Here is a 19,390-nt window from a genome sequence, read left to right as displayed (position 1 = left end):
TCTAGTATGTTAAAAAGAAGGAGTGAACACACGAAGTGAAAGATGACTTTATGTCCTTATTTATTTTAAGTTATTTTATTGCATTAGGCGTTATTATAGGGGGCTCGTTCGTTGGAGCATTTGGAGCTTTTTTAATTAAAAAACCTCCCCTTTATTACATGTACACACTCTCTAGCAATCTACGAATTTGGGCACTCGTTGCTGCTATTGGAGGAACATTTGATACCTTCTACAGTTTTGAACGAGGAATTTTTGAAGGTGCCACAAAAGATGTCGTGAAACAAATTTTATTTATTCTTTCCGCTATGGGAGGCGCCCAGACTGGTGCCCTTATTATTAAATGGTTTACACAGGAGTACATCCATTCATGAGAATGCCAGATGCCAACCAATATAAATCTCCTGGGTGGCAGCGTTTTTTTGCCGGTTTATTTATAGGTGCTCTTATTAGTTGGGGTGTTTTTCTCATGATTTACGGAATTCTCCAAGATCAACAAATTAAAACGATTGTTAAACAAAAAAATCAGATTGAAAATCTTAGTCAAGAAATTGCTCTATGGAAGAACAACATCGAGGAGCTCAATAAAGAAAAAGAACATGATTTAATGGTGCAAGCAATTAAAGTGAAAATTATTAACGGAGAACGTTACAAGCTAGACTCCTACTCTTCTTATTTGATTCAAGAAGGTGTAAAAGAAGAAATTGAACATCTCGTTTCAAAGGATATCTATGATGTATACAAAACGAAAGATTTATTAAAAAAAGCGATTGAAAACAAAAACTATGAAATTAATAAAATGAAGTACACAGTAGAGGTGCATCAGGTTCTGTTTTATACAACGCTTTCCATTGAGCTTAAAATCAAAAGCGCTAAAAATGATATGTAAAAAAGAGCCATTTACACGAATGGCTCTTTTTTACGTTTGTTGCGTTTCCATGCTCTATTCCGCGCACAAAGCTTCCAAATCTTTTAGCATCGGGGTAACCTCATCCCATGAATAGATCGAGGCACCAGCTGCAAGTGGGTGCCCTCCCCCTTTGTATTTGCGTGCAATCTGATTAATAACTGGCCCTTTTGAACGTAGGCGCACACGAATTAAGTTCTCTTCTTCAACGAAGAATACCCACGCTTTCATTCCCTCAATGTTTCCAAGAATACTGACGAGCTGTGATGCTTCACCAGCCGTTACTTCGTAGCGTTTCAGCATATCTTGAGTCACAATCATATGTCCTACTCCTGATGGCTCTAGCACAAAGTGTTGCAAGATGTGCCCCTGTAAATGTGCAAGATTACGCTTTGTTCGGTACAGCTGATCATATAAGTCTTGAATTTTAAAATCATACTCCATTAATTCGCTTGCATATCGCATTGTTTTAGGCTTCGTGCTTGGAAATAAAAAGCGTCCTGTGTCCCCTACCATTCCAGCAAAGATTAGCTGTGCACCTCGATCACTCAAAGTAAGCTGATCTTTATTCTCTAAATAAAATTCGTAGATCATTTCACTCGTTGAGCTAGCCGATGTATCAACTTTCAGCTTATCACCATACGGATCTTCGTTCGGATGATGGTCAATTTTAATTAAATACTTTCCGTTCTTATATCGCTGGTCACAAACGCGCTCTTGATTAGCTGTGTCGCATACAATAACAAGAGCCTCGTCGTATACGTCATCTGGGATTTCATCCATTCGATATAAAAAATGTAACGTAGGTTCTTCTTTTCCTACGGTATAAATATTTTTTTGTGGGAAAGAAGCTTTTAGAATTTCAGCTAATCCACACTGTGAACCGTAAGCGTCCGGATCTGGTCGCACGTGGCGATGAATAATAATCGTATCAAATTCTTTCATAATCGATAATAGTTGATCGTTCATATGTATCTCCCTTAATGTTGAGCTTTTTTCAAACAAGCAATGGCACCAGCCAAATACAAAGCGGCAAGTTTTTCTTTATTTAATCATAAAAAAACCATTTTGTTAAAGAGAAGTTTCTTAAAGTATAGAAGATTCTAGTAATTTTCGCTACAATAAAAGAAAACGCTATTGCTAAAAAATGGAGGAGTGCCATGTTAGTATTTGCGGTCTTAATTATTGCCTCTCTTGGTGTTTATTTGTTTTACAAAGCAAAGTATTTTCAATGTAAAAAACCGATGGAAAAACAGTGGCTGTCAGCCAAATCCAGCATTGCATTAGGTTTCTTTGTTTTTATGTTTGGCGTTAACCAACTTATTACCGCTAGCATGCCTCTTACAATCGGCGTAGGAATTCTCTTTCTCCTTGTCGGCGGTGGAAGCATGTGGGCAGGCATCCGTGCTTATAAATACTATTTGCCACTTGCTCTAAAAGAAGCGGGAAAATGAGAACCACAACCATTTTGCAAGAAAAAAACATAGGAAAAAGCGACCTTAATCAACTAGAGAGGTCGCTTGTTTCTTATGTGCGGTCTAAAAGTTGTGCCATCATCAGCGCCTTTCCGACAAGCACACCCTCATTAAAGACTTCTACATCGATTTTACCTGATTTTCGTCCGAGTTCGAGGAGCTTCGGATGAACTTCAAGCGTACTATCAATTTGCACCGGCTTAATAAAGTAGATCGTCACATTTTCAATGACTAAATCTCCCTTTTTATAAAAACGCAGAACGCGATTTGCTGCTTCCGTTACAACAGTGGTAAAAACCCCATACGAGATCGTCCCCATATAATTCGTCATTTGTGGGGTAACTTCACATTGATAATACGCCTCTCCTTTTGCTTCGGTAATATCAACGAACTGATTGGTCACAATATCATCAATCGTTTCCCCGACCTGCGGCTGACGCTGAATCATTTGCAGTGCCTTTAGTACGTCCTGTCTGCTAATGATCCCCTCTAGTCGGTGGTTGTCATCTACTACAGGTAGTACCTCAATTCCTTCCCATACCATCATATGAGCAGAGGAAGCAACCGACGTCTTTCGGTGAACAACAAGTGGATTTTTTGTCATTACTTTTTCGATTGCGAGTGCAGGGTCAAATCCCATTACGTCTTTTGAAGTTACCATTCCATGTACTTTTAAGTTCTGATCCACAACTGGGAAACGACTGTGCTTTGTTTCCTCATTGCAGTCGTACCATTTACTAATGGTATCTTGCGTATTCAAAAAAACGGTGTCCGATACCGGTGTTAAAATATCTTCAACGAGTACAATCTCCTTCTTAATCAGCTGATCATAAATCGCACGGTTGATCATAGTAGCAACCGTGAACGTATCGTAGGTTGTCGAGATGATTGGAAGCTTATGCTCATCTGCTAATCTCTTCACACGTTCATCTGTATCAAATCCACCTGTAATTAGAACCGCAGCTCCCGTTTCCAATGCAAGCTCATGTGCCTGCGTCCGGTTACCAACAATCAGTAGATTCCCTGCTTCCGTATAGCGCATCATGGCTTCTAGCTTCATTGCCCCAATGACAAATTTATTCAGCGTTTTATGCAAGCCTTCACGTCCACCTAGCACTTGTCCATCCACAATATTGACAACTTCTGCATAAGTTAGCTTTTCAATATTTTCTTTTTTCTTGCGCTCAATTCGTATCGTCCCTACTCGTTCGATCGTTGAGACATATCCTTTGTTCTCCGCATCCTTAATGGCGCGATAAGCCGTACCTTCACTTACTCCAAGCACTTTTGCTACTTGACGAACAGAAATTTTTTCCCCAATCGGTAGCGAGTCAATGTGTTGCAGTATTTGTTCATGCTTTGTAGCCAAAATAGTTCACCCTTTTATTTTCACTTTTGTAGATGTCTTTTCTCTTACGTCCTTCTTTCTCTACTATTACCTATTATAAGGGTGAGAGTAAACCTTTTCAATTTCTGCTGTCCGTACTTTATTGTCCTCGCTGTCTGATTACTCGCTTACCTGTACGTTTCGCTTTCGTTCTAGCAATCTGTGGACGACGGTACAGTAGGGAGGAGACGTTCCCTCCAATCACCAAAAGTGCAAGCAGCATCCATGATAATCCGAAGACTCCTTGTACACTTTCCGTGTTTAGTTGAATTCTCGGTACTGCGTAGTACAGCATAACCCCGCATAAAAGTAGTGACACTTGTTCTTTTTGCTTCACGCCAACTCCTGCCCTTCTCGTAAATTCACCTCTTCTAAAAGCCAATGTTCACAAAGAGATGCTTACTACTATTTATATTCAGCTCTCATACAAAAAAGACACGAGAAGATTCTCCCGTGCCTTTTTACATATGGTATTATAATTCGATTTCTTCTCCTGGAGTAAGAACCCGTCCTTCTGCACTTTTTAAACGTGAGACAAAATCATGTGGATCTTGTTCAATTACTGGGAACGTGTTGTAATGAACAGGAACGACCATTTTCGCTCCGATCCATTCCGCCGCCACAAGTGCGTCGTCTGGTCCCATCGTGAAGTTATCTCCGATTGGTAGAAAAGCTAAATCGATGTTTTCAAATTCCTTTAGTAGCTTCATATCTGAGTAAAGAGACGTATCTGCCGCATGATAAATCGTTTTACCTTCGATTTTTAGTAGAATTCCAGCTGGCATACCCATGTAAATAAGCTGCTGTGACTCTTCATCCGTATAGCTAGAGCTATGGAATGCCTGCGTCAGCTTCACGGTACCAAAATCAAATTTGAATGAACCACCGATATTAAGAGGATGAGTATTTAATCCTTTCCAGCCAAAGTATGTCGCGATTTCAGCTGTTCCAATTACCGTTGCATTACTGCGTTTTGCAATTTCCACCGTGTCACCTACATGATCATTATGACCGTGAGATAAAATGATGTAATCAGCCTCTACCTCGTCAGCCTTTAAATCAGTTGTAGAATTACCGTTAATAAAAGGATCAATTAGAATCGTTTTCCCACCTGTTTGAATTTTGACAACGGAATGACCATGAAACGAAATTTTCATATGTAACGCTCCTTTTTTTAAAAACTTTCATTTTAGGCATATGTACTAAACTACCCATTACGCCTCTTATGTAATCATACAAAAAAGAGGTTAAAATCTCTATTTTTAACCTCTTAGTGATTTCATTAATTCCTGCGCGTAAAAGCTATTGTATCTATGCCTGCTTTAAAAGAGTATGTGCATCTGAATAAACAAGACCGTGCGCATCTGCCACCGCCGCATACGTCACAAATCCCTGAAGCGTGTTAATGCCTTTTAGCAGGGCTTCGTTTTGGACACACGCTTTAACATAACCTTTGTTGGCAATATCAACCGCATACGGAACCGTCACATTCGTCAGCGCCATCGTTGAAGTGCGCGGGACAGCTCCAGGCATATTTGCTACGGCATAATGAAGCACATCATGCTTTGTGTACGTAGGGTTGTCGTGAGTAGTCATACGGTCAGTCGTCTCAAAAATACCACCTTGGTCGATCGCAATATCCACGACAACAGAGCCTGGTTTCATGCTTTTGATCATTTCTTCTGTGACGAGCTTTGGTGCTTTTGCACCTGGAATGAGTACTGCGCCAATGACAAGATCAGATTCTTGAACAGCTTCGGCAATATTCATTGGATTCGACATCAATGTTTTGATCTCTTTTCCAAAAATATCTTCTAATTGACGAAGACGTTCCACATTTAAATCAATAATTGTCACGTCTGCCCCAAGGCCAATCGCAATCTTCGCCGCGTTTGTTCCGGCTACCCCGCCACCAATAATCGTTACCTTTCCTCGCTGTACACCAGAAACTCCGCTTAGCAAAATTCCTTTTCCACCTTTGGGCTTTTCTAAAAACTGTGCGCCAATTTGTGATGACATTCTTCCTGCCACCTCGCTCATCGGTGTTAGGAGTGGCAGTGAGCGGTTAGGAAGCTGAACCGTTTCATAAGCAATGCCTACAACCTTCGCATCCGTGAGCGCTTTTGTAAGAGAAGCTTCCGCTGCTAAATGTAGATATGTAAATAAAATTAACCCTTCTCGGAAATAACCGTATTCTTCAGGAAGCGGCTCTTTTACCTTCATGACCATTTCCTGTCCCCAAGCCTCTTCTGCTCGCTCTACAATCTGAGCCCCTGCCTGTACATATTGGTCATCTAAAAAACCCGATCCAATCCCCGCTCCTTTTTCAACAAATACCTCGTGTCCCTGATTTATAAAGTGAAAAACCCCTGCGGGCGTAATGGCTACACGATTTTCATTGTTTTTGATTTCTTTTGGGACCCCGATCTTCATCAAAATTCCTCCTAAGAAAATGACTTGTATTCGTTCACTTTTATGGAAAGGAAGTGCCTTATACAATAAGTTATTCCCTTTTTGTTCTTATATAACGCTCGCATAAGCTTTTGATGGATAAATTTTCTAAAGGGATTTAACTCAAAACAAAAAGGGCTTTCACAAAAGCCCTCGGTTGCTTCGTTACATTACATTTCTTCTTGCGTATCTTTTGTGCTTTGTGTCGTTTGAGATGGATGTTCTCCACCTACAACACCGCTTGAATAGGCATCCATAATTTGCTGTGACGTTTCTTGGTCACCTTGTTCGTTGTATTCAAATTGATTTTGTGGACGTTTCTTTTCGCTCATGTTCCTCGCTCCTTTATCAAATAATCTTTTGTATGTTCTGCTATTTGTGGATTTTTATACAAAAAAAAGAGAAAGAACGAGCATCGCTCATTCTTTCTCTTTTAAACGAATATAGGTTGCTGAACACAGTCCTTTGCTTTTTGAATCGCTTTTTTGACCTGTTTGAAACCAGTGCCACCTGCGCTATCACGACGACTAACAGCATTGTATGGATCTAATACCTCGTAAATATCTTGTTGGAATAATGAAGACATTTCTTGATATTCTTCAAGAGATAGATCCATTAAATAAATTCCTTTTTGAATACACGTAAGAACCAGCTTCCCTACTACTTCATGAGCCTGTCTAAACGGCATACCTTTTGCTGCTAAATAATCCGCAAGTTCCGTTGCATTGGAGAAGTCTTGCTTTGTTGCTTGAGACATACGTTGTTCCTTAACTGTCATCGTCTCAATCATACCTGCGAAGATAGTGAGGCTGCCTTCTACGGTTGTAACCGTATCAAACATTCCCTCCTTATCTTCTTGCAGGTCTTTGTTATATGCAAGAGGTGTGCCTTTTAATACGGTAAGCAAACCAAACAATTCACCGTACACGCGACCCGTTTTTCCACGAATTAATTCAGCCATATCAGGATTTTTCTTTTGCGGCATGATGCTACTTCCCGTAGCATACGTATCATCCATTTCAATAAACTGAAACTCTTGGCTCGACCAAATAATAAGCTCCTCACAAAAACGTGACAGGTGCATCATTAGCATCGAGCTATTACTTAAAAACTCTAAAATAAAATCACGGTCGCTGACAGCATCCATACTATTTTCGTAAATTCCGGAGAACCCTAACAGTTCAGCCGTGTATTCACGATCGATTGGAAATGTCGTACCTGCTAGTGCACCCGCTCCTAAAGGAGAGAGGTCAATACGCTTTAGTGATTCTTCAAATCGTTCTACGTCACGTTGAAGCATCCAAAAATACGCCAACAAATGATGTGCAAACGAAACAGGTTGGGCACGCTGTAAATGTGTGTATCCTGGGAACACGGTTTCCACGTGCTTTTCCGCTTTGACAATTAGCACATTTTGCAGCTCTTTAATAAGACCTGTAATCGTCTGAACATGCTTCTTCAAATAAAGATGCATGTCTGTCGCCACTTGGTCATTACGGCTACGTCCTGTATGAAGCTTACCGCCTACTGGCCCAATTTCATCAATTAGTAACTTTTCAATGTTAAGATGAATATCTTCATATTGAGCAGAAAACGAAAGTTCTTTTTTCTTCGCTTTATCTAATAAGGTTGTGAGACCTGCTTGAATTTCTCCAGCCTCTTCTTGTGAAAGAATGTTACATTTAGCAAGCATTTTCACGTGAGCTAGGCTTCCCTCAATATCTTCTTCTACTAGCTGTTTATCGAATTCAATGGATGCACCAAATTCGTCGATCCATTGTTCAGGGCGTTTCGTGAAACGCCCTCCCCATAATTTGCTCATAGTGTCACCTTCTCGTTATCCTTCACCGCTTCTGTCTTGTTTACCATGCTGTGAACTTTTGTTGGAAGCCCCCAAAGAGAGATAAAACCAACAGCTGCATTATGATCAAATTCATCATCTTTCGTATACGTCGCAAGTTTTTCATTGTATAACGAGTTTGCTGATTGACGACCTTCTACAATCGCGTGCCCTTTAAATAATTTCACGCGTACAACGCCATTCACATATTGTTGCGTTTCTTCTAAAAATGCAAGTAGTGCTTTTGTTAATGGGGAAAACCATAGACCTTCATAGATAATTTCTGTTAGTTTTTTCTCGATAACCGGTTTGAAATGCGCTACTTCTTTTACAAGCGTTAAGTCTTCTAGTTCCTTGTGAGCTTTAATAAGTGTCATTGCTCCTGGGCATTCGTACACCTCACGTGACTTAATCCCAACTAAACGATTTTCAACGTGATCAATTCTTCCAACGCCGTGTTTCCCAGCCAGTTCGTTTAACGCTAAAATAAGTTGATCCAGAGAATAAAGCTCACCGTTTAACGCAACCGGAATTCCTTTTTCGAATGTGATTTCGACCGTATCAGCCACATCTGGCGCTTTCTCTAATGAAGCTGTTAAATCATAAGCTTCTTCAGGTGGTGCTGCCCATGGATCTTCTAATACCCCACACTCATTGCTTCTTCCCCATAAATTTTGGTCAATTGAGAATGGGCTATCTAAGTTGATTGGAATCGGAATGTTATGCTCTTTTGCATATTCAATTTCCTCTTCACGGGACCATTTCCAGTCACGAACGGGTGCCACTACTTCAAGATCTGGATTTAACGCTTTAATTGATACCTCGAAGCGAACCTGATCGTTCCCTTTCCCTGTGCAGCCGTGCGCCACAGCTACCGCTCCTTCTTTTTCAGCTACTTCTACGAGCTTTTTGGCGATCAGCGGACGTGAAAGTGCAGAAACAAGTGGATATTTCCCTTCATACAACGTGTGTGCTTGAAGAGCTGCTAATGCATAAACATTCGCAAATTCTTCTTTTGCATCAATCACATAAGACTCAATCGCTCCAACTTGCAAAGCCTTTTGTTTTACAAAGTTTAAGTCTTTCCCTTCACCGACATCTAAACAACAAGCAATTACGTCATAACCTTTTTCCTGTAACCACTTCACCGCCACCGATGTATCTAATCCTCCTGAATATGCAAGCACAATCTTAGATTTACTCATTATGCTGTTCCTCCTCTATCTATATAAAAATCTATTTTTATTCATTTAAGTTAATAATAATGTAACAGTAATAACATCTTTTTTCAATACTTATTCATAAAAAAGTATAAATATTTATTTTTTCATACATGTGGATGTTTGAAGCACAGAACCATTTGAACAAAAAAACAATGTAAAGGAGAACTATTTCTACTTCTTCCTCACATACTGCAACATTCGTCTACCTTTTCAACCGCACATCGGACTGGAATGGAAGATGACCGACTCCTACGGGACTAGTGAGTCAGATGAGATCCCGCAGGAACGAAGTGACGAGGAAGCTCAGCGCTCACCCCGTGGAAAGCGAAGCAATCTGAAACGAAGGACCGACCTGCTTTTTCGCATATCTACACATCAGACCGGTATGAGAAGACCAACAACTAGAAGGAGCTTACTCCCATTTGGAACAATAATCCTTATAATAAAACACCTATATAAAAGGCACGATCCTCTTTCACTTTCCTCATTTAACAACAATAGGTCCGAAGTGAAAGATCCGAAGACTCCTACGGGATGAGCGAGTCAGGTGAGATCCCGCAGGAATGGAATGACGAGGAAGCTCAACGCTCGCCCCGTGGAAAGCGAAGCAATCTGAAACGAAGGACCGACCTGCTTTTTCACATACCTGGACCGGAATGGAAGACCAAGCAATTAGAAAGAGCTTACTCCCATTGGAAACAATAGTTCTTATAATAAAACACCCATATAAAAGAAACGATCCTCTTTGACTTTCCTCATTTAACGACACTAGGTCCGAAGTGAAAGATCCGAAGACTCCTACGGGATTAGCGAGTCAGGTGAGATCCCGCAGGAATGGAATGACGAGGAAGCTCAACGCTCGCCCCGTGGAAAGCGAAGCAATCTGAAACGAAGGACCGGACTACTTTTCACATTTCTACACATCAGACCGGAATGAAAGGACGAACAATCAGAAAGAGCTTACTCCCATCGGAAACAATAATCCTTATAATGACACACCAAATAAGAAGAGTAATTCTGTCTTACTTTCCCCATTTAACAACACTAGGTCCGAAGTGAAAGATCCGAAGACTCCTACGGGATTAGCGAGACAGATGAGATCCCGCAGGAATGGAATGACGAGGAAGCTCAACGCTCGCCCCGTGGAAAGCGAAGCAATCTGAAACGAAGGACCGATCTACTTTTCACATAAAAATAGAACTATACTTCCAATTGCGATACACTAAAAGAAAAAATGCAAAAGGATGTGGGAGGATGGGCGATTATTTTACCTATGACAAACGCTTAGGCATTAAAAAACCTGTTTTAACAGTAGAATGGGAGACAATCGACCTTCATACTCAGCAGCAAATCTTGACAGAATGGGAACAAATCCGTGGTCATATTCCGGATCGCATCAAAGAAGTCGAACAGCTCATTAATCAAAAACAAGCACAGCTAGATAACGAAGAAAATTTCGTTCGTTCATGTGAGCTGAATAGCGAAATCGCCGGCCTTGCTTCTATTATCAACGACCTTTGGATTTGGTATCGTACTAACCAAAACATGACCTCATCTAAAAAACATGCATAAAAAAAGCAAAAGTGACGAATCACTTTTGCTTTTGACCATTTTATCGTTGTTTTCGTATTTCTCCTACTACATGTCTAGCCTGAGGTAAAATCAGCTTGTTCATTCCAAGCGTAACCGCTCCTGTTGAACCTGGCAATGAGAACAGCGCCTTCTCACCAATCACACCCGCTACTGCACGACTCATCATCGCAGCTGCACCAATGTCCTCTGTATAACTTAACATACGGAACAATTCCCCAAATCCAACAATCTCCTTTTGAAGAAGGGGCGTGACGCTCTCAATCGTAACGTCTCGAAGTGAAATGCCTGTTCCACCATTTGTAATAATAATATCTACATCTGATCGCAGTGTTGCAGACAGTACCGCCTGCTGAATGTGCTGTTGATCATCAGCCACAATCTCGTATCCTTGAATATGATGACCGGCCTCTTCTAGGAGCGAGATAATTCTCTTACCACTTTTGTCTGTTTCCTCTGTCCTTGTATCACTAATCGTCACAACCCAGCACTGTAATTGCTGTGGGGCCGTTTTGGCATGCTCTTGACTGTTATTCACTGTATGTTTCGTCCTTTCCTTCTAAAAAGCGATATTGATAAAAACGCTTTGCATAATCCGTTGCTTGCTTTGTGAATTGGTAATTCACACCAGCTCCGATAGCCATGCTGATCAGTGGAAGTTTTTGCAAAGATTGACGTTTCGTTAATAAGATTAAGCACGCTTTCCCAATTTGCAGACCAGCCTTTTCAATCCATGTCTTATCAATTACCTGCTCATCACCTTCGTAAAAGAACGGCAGGTCTGTTTCTCTTAATTCTTCTACTAGCATATCCCACCCGCTTCGTTGCCAGCGTTTTGGCAAACTAGCGGCATGGAACACTTTTAGAGAGAGCATTAATTCAAAAGGACTATTCATTTTATAACCGTAAGACATTCCAATGACATGAATAGCATGTAGATTTGTGGCAAGCATGGCGACCAGATCTGTTCCTAACAATACAGGCTTACCCGTTCCGGCTAAAGTACCTTGAATCAGTGATACGAGCCGCTGCTTGCTTACCTGTTGCTCACATATAAAAGATAGCTGATCAATAGACAACGATTGAAGATCTTCTATCTTTTCGATGTCGCTGTTAAATACACGGGCCGTCTCTAAAATGCGCTCTTTTGCATTCGTTTGTAGCTGGGTGCCTTGAATGACCGTCGTCAACTGATAAAGCCATCCATCCATACGCTGTAGATATGTTTGAGCTGTCTCATCAGGAATTTTAGCCAGCATTTTATCTATCCACTCTTCGTATCCTTTTTCCCATTTTGATACTTCGTACCGACTTAACTGCTCCTGCCATTGCATAATGTCCAGCTTTAGTTGTTCTTCACGATTATGTACACTCATTTCTCCACCCCTTCAAATGCTTATTTACTCACATTATAACAAATAACGGACCCAACCATGAAAAGAGTGATAAAATGGCTGTCATAAAAAAAGAACCTAGTCATGTGACTAGGTTCCCCATCTATTTATACTTAGTTGCTTAAACGAACAACGTCGCGTGCAATCATAACTTCTTCGTTTGTTGGGATAACCATAACTTTAACAGGTGAATGAGGATAGCTTAAGAAAGCTTCTTCTCCCATTGTGTTGTTAAGAGATGGATCACAGTATACACCCATGAATTCTAATCCACGAAGGATACGTTCACGCATAACTGCACTATTTTCACCGATACCAGCTGTGAAGATGATCGCATCAACACCACTCATACGAGCTGCATAAGAACCGATGTATTTATGGATACGTCCAGAGAATACTTCTAATGCAACGCGAGCACGGTCATTACCTTCATCTGCTTGCTGAATAAGGTCGCGCAAATCACTTGAAAGACCAGAAATACCTAGAAGACCACTTTCTTTGTTCAATACTTGCAGTACTTCATTTGCGTCTTTTCCTGTTTTTTCCATAATGTAAGGAATTAAAGCAGGGTCAATGTTTCCTGAACGAGTTCCCATTGCAACACCAGCTAATGGTGTGAAGCCCATGGATGTATCAATTGATTTACCGCCTTCAATTGCTGCGATACTTGCACCGTTACCTAAGTGACAAGAAATTAAACGTAATTGCTCAACCGGACGACCTAAAAGCTCTGCTGCACGCTCTGATACATATTTATGAGATGTACCGTGGAAGCCGTATTTACGCATACCGTATTTTTCATAGTACTCATATGGTAGGCTGTATAAGAATGATTGCTCAGGCATCGTTTGATGGAATGCTGTATCAAACACTGCTACTGCTGGGATGCTTGGTAAAATTTCTTGGAATGCTTTGATTCCCACTACGTTCGCAGGGTTGTGAAGTGGTGCTAGATCAGATAGTGCCTCGATCTCTGCTAGCGTTTCATCTGTAACAAGCACAGAATCGTTGAACTTCTCTCCACCGTGAACAACACGATGACCTACACCTGTAATTTCATCATAAGATTTGATAATACCTTCAGAAAGTAGTTTATCTACTAACATTTTTACCGCTACTGCATGATCTGGAATATCTGTAATTTCAGTTTTCTTCTCACCGTTTACGGAAATTGTAAAAATAGAATCCTTTAAACCGATACGCTCAACAAGACCTTTTGTTAGAACATTTTCACTTGGCATTTCAAACAATTGAAATTTAAGTGAAGAACTTCCAGCATTGATGGCCATGATTTTTGACATCTTATGAAACAGCTCCTTTTTTTCGTACGAAAAACTGATTGAATATATTTTTTCACTCTACAATATTCTATGCATTTCGACACATATTCTATCCTCATTCATTTAATCATTCGTACTGTCATATTGCAAGAGCTTCAACGAATTGTAAGCGTTCACGATGAAAATTCATTATTTTCTGAAAGGTTGTTAGCGTTTATTAACGGCAAACCACTGATCAATTTCACCCATCATTTTGCCCATCGCTTCTTTGTTGGTGAACTTCGGAAGATCGACAAGTAGTGCTTGCTTAGGAGCTTCAACATCTGCTCCTTTCTTTTGTAAAATAAAGATGCTTTTAGCGTGACTTTCTTGTTTAAAAATAGAAAGTGGCAATTGAATAAGTCCTTGAATAACCGTTGCTTCTTTCAGAAACTCGTGTAATTTTGGAGCTTCCTCGCTTTCAAATAAGTTATTCGGAACAAGCGCCATCACGTAGCCGCCTTCTTTTACATAGTTTAAGCTTTGCTCAATCAGAAGATGATGTGCGTATGAATGTCCTTCATCTGCTTTCAAGCGATACTCTTTTGCTCCCTCATCATTTGGATAGTATCCAACAGGGAGATCAGCAACAACAAGATCTACAGGATCAATAAACAACGGCTGCAGGCTATCTTGATTGAAGAACTGAATCGGGTGTTTTTGCAGGTTCGCACTGACATAAGCAAGCTTGATTAACAGCTCGTCCACGTCCACACCGTACGCTTGCTCGACTTTATTTTGTCCATTTAGCACCGTTGTTAGAAGGTTCCCGGTTCCGATCACTGGATCTAATACCGTATAAGTGGAGTGATTGTGCATAAACTTACCGACTAAGTAGCTCATGAACATCCCAACTGTATCAGGTGTCATTTGATGATTCGGCTGAATCGCTTCTTTCATCCCTTTTAAAATGGCAAGCTGATATCCTTTACGAATCAATTCAGACTCTGTACGATCTAGGCTAATTTTGTCATATTCTTTTTTAAGTCGTCTTACCGTTACTTCATCTAATTCATCTTGTAGCACATCACCATGAAATAAATTTTCACCTGTTTCTGCGACCGCTTCAAGGTACGAACAATCCAATTCTTTTCTTAAAATGAGCGCTGTTTGATCGATGACTTGAAAGAGAGTCTCGACCTTTGAAAAATCATTCATTTACGTTCCTCCTACTTTTATCTATTTATGCTCGCTCTACCGCGAACTTTATGGTTTATCAGTTAAGTTGTTATCATTTAGTAGTCACTCGTACTCAAGCATATTGTACTTTATCCGAGCACTACATTCTATCACAAAGAAAAGCGTTGCACAAAAAAAGGAGCCTCAAACGTTGTTCAGACCGTTTGAGGCTCCTCGTCAGCAAAAAATGACGCTTATTTTGCAGCTTTTACTGCTTCAATTGCCGCATCATAGTTAGGGTGATTTGTTACTTCATCTAAATACTCTACGTATGTTACTTTGTCGTTTGAATCCACTACGAATACAGAACGAGCTAACAAACGAAGTTCTTGAATAGCTACTCCGTAAGCTTCACCAAATGATAAATCGCGGTGATCAGATACGGTTTGAACGTTCTCAATGCCGTTCGCACCACACCAGCGTTTTTGAGCAAACGGTAAGTCTACGCTCACTGTTAGCACCTTTACGTTATCAAGTTTTGCCGCTTCCTCGTTAAAACGACGAGTTTGTGCATCACAAACCCCTGTGTCAATAGAAGGAACAACGCTGATTAAACGAACAGAACCTTTTGTATCGTCAAGAGTTACCTCAGATAAATCGTTTGCTAATACCGTAAAGTTAGGAGCCGTATCTCCTACTTTTACTTGATTGCCTAATAGTGTTACTGGATTTCCTTTAAATGTAACTGCCATCATTATTTCCTCCCTTAATCGAATATGTACAGTGTAATCTTAATCTATCTTTCAACACCAATGCAATCATTTACCTTCCTAAAGGTCGAATATTTTCTCTTTTTTCCTCCGCACACAAAAAAGCACCAAAAAGGTGCTTTTATAGGTCGTAGCGATGATTTGGATCTACGTGATCACTGTGTGGTTCTGTATGAACGTGATCATTGTGCTTTTTGTCTCGTTTAAATACTTGCTGAATTTTTTCTAATGTTTGAGGAGCCGTATCCAGAATTTTCTCCAAGAGATGTGTACCTTCATTAAGATGAAGCATCTTAATACCAGATGAATTGACGATTAAAAATGCGATTGGCGTGATAGATACTCCACCACCGCTTCCTCCACCGAATGGTAACAGACTTTTATGCTGTTCTCCTTGATGGTTGTGGGATGAACTAGAATCAGATTTGTTCGTTGATCCGTCTGAGAAAAACTCACTTCCACCAGCAGCAAATCCAAAACCAACTTTTGATACGGTTAAGATGACGCTCCCATCAGGTGTTTCAACTGGGTCACCGATAATCGTATTTACGTCAATCATATCTTTTAAGTTTTCCATTGCGGTGGACATAAGTCCTTTAATTGGATGTTCCATTCTATGTACCTCCTAAGATTCAACAGATGACTGTTGTTTGTCCTTGTTGAAAAGCTGAGCGAATAATTCCTTTCGCCCTCCATAAGCACTGCGCCAATACTTGAATACTAGTAAACCTGCTACTATAGCATGCCCGATCCGAAACTTAAATATGCAAGATAAATGCGTTTGCGAACGAAGACGCTGAAAATCTGGTTGAATCGCAATAAAGGGCTGCCCTACTAATCGGAAATATTGGCTCATAAGTGAGATGATACCGCTTTTTGCCGTCCACACGGCTCCGACTAACATGCCTGTATAAGCGGCATCTCCAGCACCGATTGCTGACCGCCAACTAATATCAGTAAGCGTAACTCTCTTCAAAAGCCTTCGAATGATTTTGTGAAATCCAATAATATGACGGAACAGCTCTCGCGTATTGTGAACCGTTTCCTGAATATCATGTATTGAAAACTTTTTCGTTTTGTCGTTTTTTAAATTGCCGTCCGCTGTATCTGTTCCTTTTTTCTCTTCTACTACCAAAGTAGGTGAATCGTCATCCACTTGAATAAGTGGAATTTCGTATTTATATCGTATCAATCCAAACCACGCTGAAAACTTCAGCGTAATACGGTCATCGTCACCTATGTGTTTAATTACAAGAACAATGGTTAGCTTTGTCCAAAATAGAAGGAAAAGAAGCACAACTAGAATTAATAAAACCGACCATATCCATATCAAAACGTTCACCTCTTCTCAACTTTCTATTATTTCCTTAAGAGAAAAAAATAAACAAAAAAAGAAGGAAAAGAATGTTTGTCTTTTCCTTCCCTTCGCTTATGAACGATGAATGACCGTTGTGCCCGCAAAATAATCATGTAGTCCTTGTTTTTGTGGTAAAAACGCAACAAGCAAGTACCCAATTAGCAATATGGTTTTCGCGACATATCGGCCAATCACTTCTCGAAATATAATCGTAGACCATCGCAAGCGATCATCTTTGAGATCAATGACCTGTAGTCCAAAGATCATTTTCCCAAGCGTCTGCCCGAACCACCTCGTCATGAATACAAAATATCCATAAAATACAAGTGCCGATACAAATCCATACAGCGTTAGTAACCCATCATTAGTAGATAAACCCAAGAGATGAAATAGGGGCTTAACGATAATTCTCTCTAAGCTACCAATGACAATTAAATCAACAAGATACGCCCAAAACCTCATCCAAAATCCCGCATATCTGATCATAACCCGCTCCTTTGATACAGTCATGTCAGGTGCTGTGTGAATAGGTTCATTAGTAGAATAATTGTCTGTATAATCCATTTACTCACTCCTATTCTGCATACAGATACATTAAGCGCGGAGAACTTGGATTGCTAAGCAGCTTCAGCATTCCTGTTAGCTCTTGCGTGTTTCCTAGCACTTTTTGTGCGCTCATGGATAAGAAAGAAGATAGACCTAACGAAGAGGACTCATATGAAACAACTTCTGCTCCTTTTAGATGCTCATCTTTTTTCATCCCTTTTACCGTGTCATCAAAATATCCTAATTCATCTACTAGTTTTAACTCTTTTGCCTGTCTTCCGTCATACACACGGCCATCCGCAACCTTTCGTACCTGTTCTTCGGAAAGATTTCGTCCTTTTGAGATTACGTTCACAAATCCACCGTATGCATTATCAACGAGACGTTGCATAATTTGTCTTTCCGCCGCCGTCATCTCACGTGTTGGTGACATAATATCTTTGTAAGGACCGCTTTTAATGGTCTCATTTTTCACACCGAAGTTTTTGGCAAGCTCACCGTAGTTAAGACTTTGCATAATCACACCTAAAGATCCTGTTAGGGTATCAGGTATGGCATAAATCTTATTCGCTGCTGTTGAGATATAATAACCGCCTGATGCTGCCATACTGCCCATTGAAATGTAAACTGGATGCTTTGTCTTCTCTTTGAATTCTTCCAGCTTCTTATGTATTTCAGCACTCTCAACGACGCCTCCGCCAGGTGAGTTCACTTTTACAATAAGCCCTTTTACTTGCGGATCATTTTTCGCTTGATCAATCATTTTTAGGAACTCTTGGTGATTGTACCCTCCACTTTGAAATGGAGAAGATGATTCCCCTGTATCCTGGATGACTCCACTCACTTCGAGAACGACGATCTTCTTCGCGTCATTTCCATCTTTGATGACTTTTTCCGCAAACCCTTCGTCATCCCCCATAACAGATGAAAGACCTTCTCCGACATCGTTAAACAGTACGCTCGTCGTAACGCTTACAAGAATTGAAATTAAGAACAATCCTATCGCAAGTCCTAGGGCTACCCAACGCCTTTTGTTCATGTAAAAACCTCCTGTAATTAACTGAAAAATAGGATAATTCTTTTATTTTTCTGAAAAATTTCGTAGAATACATATATAGTGTATCAAATTCTTTTGAAGAACATGAATGCTTTCTTACTATTATTACGATCAAACAAGGGGGAACTTCCATGACAACAAATCGCCGCAACATTTATTTTTTCCACAAAAAAGATGCTGAAACAATTAATCGTGTTAAGCCCTTACAAGAGCTAGCAGAAAAACATGATTTTACAATCGTTCACACTATGAAAGAAGCAAGCATCATCATTTCAGTAGGCGGAGACGGAGATTTCCTTCAAGCTGTTCGTCAATCAGGGTTCCGTGATGATTGCCTCTATGCTGGGATTACAACAGCTAATCAACTGAGCTTTTATTGCGATTTCCATATTGAGGATACGGATAAGATGGTTGAAGCGGTTAGCAATCGCGAAGTAGAAGTAAGACGCTTTCCAGTCATCCAAACACAAATTGATCAAAACCCACCCGTTTATTCATTGAATGAATGTTCAATACGTTCTTCACTCATTAAAACATTTGAAATGGAAGTATTTATTAACGAGCTCCATTTTGAAACGTTCCGAGGAGACGGCATGATTGTCGCAACCCCAACTGGAAGTACGGCTTACAATAAGTCCGTAAACGGAGCGGTCGTAGATCCACTTCTTCCGTGCTTACAGGTGAGTGAAATTGCGTCTTTAAATAATAATCAATATCGTACGCTAGGATCTTCGTTTATCTTAAGCGACCAGAATACGTTAACACTACGTTTTTCGCCTGATAACCCACATTACCCAACGATTGGACTAGATAACGAGGCCATTAGTTCAAAGCAGGTAGAAAAAATCACCATTTCACTTGCAGATCAGCAAGTAAAAACCGTTAAACTAAAAGACAATTCATTTTGGCAACGCGTGCAACGCACTTTCTTATAATCCGTACTTTAGGAGACGCTCTC

Annotated in this window: 22 protein-coding genes; 5 read left to right on the top strand and 17 right to left on the bottom strand. The window is 40.3% G+C overall.

Features of this window, described 5'->3' with window-relative positions; translation table 11 throughout:
• The first annotated feature begins 50 nt into the window (after nucleotides 1-50).
• Together ytrH and ytrI are read left to right on the top strand one after the other, a co-directional pair.
• Nucleotides 51-371 (top strand): sporulation membrane protein YtrH, encoded by a 321-nt coding sequence (ytrH, locus tag AMD01_RS07930; RefSeq protein WP_053401051.1) that lies wholly within the window; start codon nucleotides 51-53, stop codon nucleotides 369-371.
• Entirely contained in the window at nucleotides 368-886 is a 519-nt protein-coding gene (gene ytrI / locus AMD01_RS07925) for a sporulation membrane protein YtrI (protein ID WP_053400849.1), read from the top strand. Before ytrH ends, ytrI begins: the two co-directional genes overlap by 4 nt.
• A gap of 54 nt (nucleotides 887-940) precedes the next feature.
• Here ytrI and AMD01_RS07920 read toward each other — a convergent pair whose 3' ends face one another.
• Nucleotides 941-1,873 (bottom strand): DHH family phosphoesterase, encoded by a 933-nt coding sequence (locus AMD01_RS07920; RefSeq protein WP_053400848.1) that lies wholly within the window; start codon nucleotides 1,871-1,873, stop codon nucleotides 941-943.
• A 191-nt stretch (nucleotides 1,874-2,064) separates the two neighbouring features.
• On the opposite strand from AMD01_RS07920, the gene AMD01_RS07915 reads away from it, so the two are divergent.
• The gene (locus tag AMD01_RS07915) at nucleotides 2,065-2,358 is read left to right on the top strand and encodes a YtpI family protein (RefSeq protein ID WP_053400847.1); all 294 of its coding nucleotides are present in this window, start codon (nucleotides 2,065-2,067) and stop codon (nucleotides 2,356-2,358) included.
• A gap of 73 nt (nucleotides 2,359-2,431) precedes the next feature.
• On the opposite strand, the gene AMD01_RS07910 is transcribed toward AMD01_RS07915, so the two are convergent.
• The 7 genes from AMD01_RS07910 to AMD01_RS07885 form a co-directional block, all read right to left on the bottom strand.
• On the bottom strand, nucleotides 2,432-3,748 hold the full coding sequence (locus tag AMD01_RS07910; RefSeq protein WP_053400846.1) for a CBS domain-containing protein: 1,317 nt from the start codon (nucleotides 3,746-3,748) through the stop codon (nucleotides 2,432-2,434).
• A 118-nt stretch (nucleotides 3,749-3,866) separates the two neighbouring features.
• Nucleotides 3,867-4,103 (bottom strand): hypothetical protein, encoded by a 237-nt coding sequence (locus AMD01_RS07905; RefSeq protein WP_157052658.1) that lies wholly within the window; start codon nucleotides 4,101-4,103, stop codon nucleotides 3,867-3,869.
• A 136-nt stretch (nucleotides 4,104-4,239) separates the two neighbouring features.
• The gene (locus tag AMD01_RS07900; RefSeq protein WP_053400845.1) at nucleotides 4,240-4,923 is read right to left on the bottom strand and encodes a metal-dependent hydrolase; all 684 of its coding nucleotides are present in this window, start codon (nucleotides 4,921-4,923) and stop codon (nucleotides 4,240-4,242) included.
• Nucleotides 4,924-5,077: 154 nt separating this feature from the next.
• Nucleotides 5,078-6,199 (bottom strand): alanine dehydrogenase, encoded by a 1,122-nt coding sequence (gene ald, locus AMD01_RS07895; protein ID WP_053400844.1) that lies wholly within the window; start codon nucleotides 6,197-6,199, stop codon nucleotides 5,078-5,080.
• 188 nt (nucleotides 6,200-6,387) lie between these two features.
• Nucleotides 6,388-6,549: a hypothetical protein gene (locus tag AMD01_RS24445; protein ID WP_169775943.1), complete on the bottom strand. Its 162-nt coding sequence runs from the start codon at nucleotides 6,547-6,549 to the stop codon at nucleotides 6,388-6,390.
• A 101-nt stretch (nucleotides 6,550-6,650) separates the two neighbouring features.
• Nucleotides 6,651-8,039: an argininosuccinate lyase gene (gene argH / locus AMD01_RS07890; RefSeq protein WP_053400843.1), complete on the bottom strand. Its 1,389-nt coding sequence runs from the start codon at nucleotides 8,037-8,039 to the stop codon at nucleotides 6,651-6,653.
• Nucleotides 8,036-9,262: an argininosuccinate synthase gene (locus AMD01_RS07885; protein WP_053400842.1), complete on the bottom strand. Its 1,227-nt coding sequence runs from the start codon at nucleotides 9,260-9,262 to the stop codon at nucleotides 8,036-8,038. Before AMD01_RS07885 ends, argH begins: the two co-directional genes overlap by 4 nt.
• Nucleotides 9,263-10,534: 1,272 nt before the next feature.
• On the opposite strand from AMD01_RS07885, the gene AMD01_RS07880 reads away from it, so the two are divergent.
• The gene (locus tag AMD01_RS07880) at nucleotides 10,535-10,852 is read left to right on the top strand and encodes a hypothetical protein (RefSeq protein ID WP_053400841.1); all 318 of its coding nucleotides are present in this window, start codon (nucleotides 10,535-10,537) and stop codon (nucleotides 10,850-10,852) included.
• 40 nt (nucleotides 10,853-10,892) lie between these two features.
• Here the strand turns inward: AMD01_RS07880 and AMD01_RS07875 are convergent, their stop codons facing one another.
• The 9 genes from AMD01_RS07875 to sppA all read right to left on the bottom strand — a co-directional run bounded on the left by AMD01_RS07875 (nucleotide 10,893) and on the right by sppA (nucleotide 18,414).
• Nucleotides 10,893-11,408, bottom strand: coding sequence for a MogA/MoaB family molybdenum cofactor biosynthesis protein (locus AMD01_RS07875; RefSeq protein ID WP_053400840.1), 516 nt, complete (start codon nucleotides 11,406-11,408; stop codon nucleotides 10,893-10,895).
• Entirely contained in the window at nucleotides 11,401-12,246 is an 846-nt protein-coding gene (locus AMD01_RS07870) for an EcsC family protein (RefSeq protein ID WP_053400839.1), read from the bottom strand. The genes AMD01_RS07875 and AMD01_RS07870 overlap by 8 nt, the downstream gene beginning before the upstream one ends.
• A gap of 131 nt (nucleotides 12,247-12,377) precedes the next feature.
• Nucleotides 12,378-13,565, bottom strand: coding sequence for an acetate kinase (locus AMD01_RS07865; RefSeq protein ID WP_053400838.1), 1,188 nt, complete (start codon nucleotides 13,563-13,565; stop codon nucleotides 12,378-12,380).
• A gap of 186 nt (nucleotides 13,566-13,751) precedes the next feature.
• Nucleotides 13,752-14,741: a class I SAM-dependent methyltransferase gene (locus tag AMD01_RS07860; RefSeq protein ID WP_053400837.1), complete on the bottom strand. Its 990-nt coding sequence runs from the start codon at nucleotides 14,739-14,741 to the stop codon at nucleotides 13,752-13,754.
• Nucleotides 14,742-14,956: 215 nt separating this feature from the next.
• Complete coding sequence (tpx, locus tag AMD01_RS07855) at nucleotides 14,957-15,457, bottom strand: thiol peroxidase (protein WP_053400836.1); 501 nt, start codon at nucleotides 15,455-15,457, stop codon at nucleotides 14,957-14,959.
• Between the two features lie 136 nt (nucleotides 15,458-15,593).
• On the bottom strand, nucleotides 15,594-16,085 hold the full coding sequence (ytfJ, locus tag AMD01_RS07850) for a GerW family sporulation protein (protein ID WP_053400835.1): 492 nt from the start codon (nucleotides 16,083-16,085) through the stop codon (nucleotides 15,594-15,596).
• A 12-nt stretch (nucleotides 16,086-16,097) separates the two neighbouring features.
• Nucleotides 16,098-16,805: a DUF2953 domain-containing protein gene (locus tag AMD01_RS07845; RefSeq protein WP_053400834.1), complete on the bottom strand. Its 708-nt coding sequence runs from the start codon at nucleotides 16,803-16,805 to the stop codon at nucleotides 16,098-16,100.
• A 96-nt stretch (nucleotides 16,806-16,901) separates the two neighbouring features.
• The gene (locus AMD01_RS07840) at nucleotides 16,902-17,393 is read right to left on the bottom strand and encodes an RDD family protein (RefSeq protein WP_083446477.1); all 492 of its coding nucleotides are present in this window, start codon (nucleotides 17,391-17,393) and stop codon (nucleotides 16,902-16,904) included.
• A gap of 10 nt (nucleotides 17,394-17,403) precedes the next feature.
• Nucleotides 17,404-18,414, bottom strand: a complete 1,011-nt coding sequence (sppA, locus tag AMD01_RS07835; RefSeq protein WP_053400833.1) for a signal peptide peptidase SppA — start codon at nucleotides 18,412-18,414, stop codon at nucleotides 17,404-17,406.
• Between the two features lie 149 nt (nucleotides 18,415-18,563).
• Between sppA and AMD01_RS07830 the strand changes: the two genes are divergently transcribed.
• Entirely contained in the window at nucleotides 18,564-19,367 is an 804-nt protein-coding gene (locus AMD01_RS07830; protein WP_053400832.1) for an NAD kinase, read from the top strand.
• Nucleotides 19,368-19,390: the final 23 nt, after the last annotated feature.

This window comes from Priestia koreensis, assembly GCF_001274935.1.
Taxonomy (GTDB): Bacteria; Bacillota; Bacilli; order Bacillales; family Bacillaceae_H; genus Bacillus_AG; species Bacillus_AG koreensis.
Note: the sequence above shows the minus strand (reverse complement) of the source record. Positions and strands in the feature narration are given on the sequence as shown.